The 1,805-nt window shown below is 66.4% G+C and carries 3 protein-coding genes and 1 pseudogene; 2 read left to right on the top strand and 2 right to left on the bottom strand.

The window, feature by feature from the left end:
• Positions 1-184, bottom strand: a 184-nt coding sequence (locus ABD378_RS44290) for a transposase (protein ID WP_425583979.1), incomplete at its 3' end; no start/stop codon positions are given.
• Between ABD378_RS44290 and ABD378_RS43055 the strand changes: the two genes are divergently transcribed.
• Entirely contained in the window at positions 183-602 is a 420-nt protein-coding gene (locus tag ABD378_RS43055) for an ankyrin repeat domain-containing protein (RefSeq protein WP_386542728.1), read from the top strand. The genes ABD378_RS44290 and ABD378_RS43055 overlap by 2 nt on opposite strands.
• Before the next feature lie 37 nt (positions 603-639).
• Here the strand turns inward: ABD378_RS43055 and ABD378_RS43050 are convergent.
• Positions 640-773 (bottom strand): annotated as a pseudogene (locus ABD378_RS43050) (IS110 family transposase); the annotation flags it as partial.
• Positions 774-798: 25 nt separating this feature from the next.
• Between ABD378_RS43050 and ABD378_RS43045 the strand changes: the two are divergent.
• Positions 799-1,491, top strand: coding sequence for an RNA polymerase sigma factor (locus ABD378_RS43045; protein ID WP_344530808.1), 693 nt, complete (start codon positions 799-801; stop codon positions 1,489-1,491).
• The last annotated feature ends 314 nt before the right edge of the window (positions 1,492-1,805 follow it).

The raw sequence follows: 1,805 nt of genomic DNA, 5'->3' as shown, positions 1-1,805 counted from the left end.
GGATGAGGTTGAAGACCCCCGCGGCGGTCCAGCGGCTGAAGAACCCGAACACCGTCTTGAAGGGTGGGAAGTCGCTCGGCAGGGCCGACCATTTGCAGCCGGTGTCGACTGCTGGGCATGGTGGTGCCTCCTGGCGGGGGGGTGCCCCTATCTCTTCGGTCAAGCTCGGAGAGGATGGGGTCATGGTGGATGGGGATCAGGGCCGGGACTGGATGGGTCGCACCTCGGCGCACTACGGGGCCTTGCATGGAGACGTCGCTGGCTTGAGGGCAGCCTTGGCCGGTGGGGCAGATCCCTGCCTGCCAGACAACGCAGGGATGACGCCCCTGCACTTTGCCGCGCAGTCTCAGGCTGCGTCGGCCGCAGAGGTCCTTCTGGCGGCGGGTGCGTCCGTGGACGTCGGTGACGGCAACGGCAATACCGCTCTGTTCAACGCGGTGTTCAACTACCGAGGTGATCCGGCAACGCTTCAGGTGCTGCTGAAAGCCGGAGCCGATCCCGAGCAGCGGAACGCGAAGGGCGTGAGCCCGCGTGGTCTCGCCGATCTGATCGGCAACTATGACGTGGCCGTTCATGTGCCCGGCGCCGGGCAGAACCGGTAGGCCCTGGTCAGACGCGCTCTGCCTCTCATACTGCTGCCTATCGTGGTTCATAAAAGGTGCCGTCGCGGAGCATCGCGAAGAGGACATCGGCTCGGCGTCTGGCGAGGCAGAGCAGGGCTGGGTGTGGTGTTTGCCCTGGGCGATTTTCTTGTCGTAGTAGGTGCGGGAGGCCCCCTACGAAGACCCACAGCCGCCCGTGCTGCTCGTCTTCCACCAGATCGGCGCCCGCCCCGCCCGCGGCCAGATGAAGAAGGTCGCCGAACTCACCCGCGCGCACTGGAAGGGCAGTTGGGACCGCGAGGACCAGTTCCACCGCTACGACGGGAAGATCCCGATCGTGGCCACCACCCTGGACCTGCTGCGCGACCACGGCCCGGCCGGGCGCGTGTTCTGGCGCTTCGGCCGCGATCACTACGAGAGCCTGCTGGACGCGATCGGCAACCCCCGCATGGACGCCGCCCTCGCCGACCGCCGCAAGCACGAGGAAGCCCGGCGAGCGGCCTTTCAAGCCGATCAGCAGCGCCGGGAAGAGGAAAAGGCCCGGGCCGACCGCGCCTCTCTACGGAGGTGGGCCTATACCTACGCCCAGCGGGCGTTCATCCGGTATGCAGAGCGCATGGGTCGCGAGGTGCTGGTCGAAGACGTCCCCGAGACCGCCCTCGAGCTGCCGGGCCCGGGCGAAGAGCGGGCCGGGCTCCAGGAGCAAGAGGTCATAGCGCAGATGCGTGCGCTGACGCCCCTGCAGCGGCAGGTTATGGCCCTGACTCTGGTCGACTGGTCACCGACCGAAATCGCAGAGTTCCTTGGGATCACCGCAGGGGCTGTAAGGGTGAGTCTGCACCGGGCTCGCCGCGTCCTCACCGATCGGCTAAACGTCGACGGTAAGTAGTGGCCCGGGCCACCGTGGGGTAGTGCTGTCACGCGGTGGCTCTGTTCACAGAACGCGACAGCACTTGTTCGCGACTTTGGGAGGCATCGCCACCTCGCCCGGAATCGAACGGCGCACGACATCGGACAGCACCCTGTGGCGGCATAGTGCGGCCGTAGGAGGTAAGTGGAGACCGTTAGGCGTCCTCTGCTCTCTCGGTCCCCCCGCCTCGGCCGGATCGCTGACGCAACAGCCACCCTGGTTGCCTGCTCGACTTCCGTCGCCTAGTCTAGGTAGACCTACCTACCTAGTTTGGATTGTGATGAGCGAGACCG

The sequence above is a fragment of the Streptomyces rectiviolaceus genome (genome assembly GCF_039533825.1).
Lineage (GTDB): Bacteria > Actinomycetota > Actinomycetes > Streptomycetales > Streptomycetaceae > Streptomyces > Streptomyces rectiviolaceus.
The sequence above is the reverse complement of the archived record's forward strand: the minus strand, read 5'-3'. Positions and strand labels throughout refer to the sequence as shown.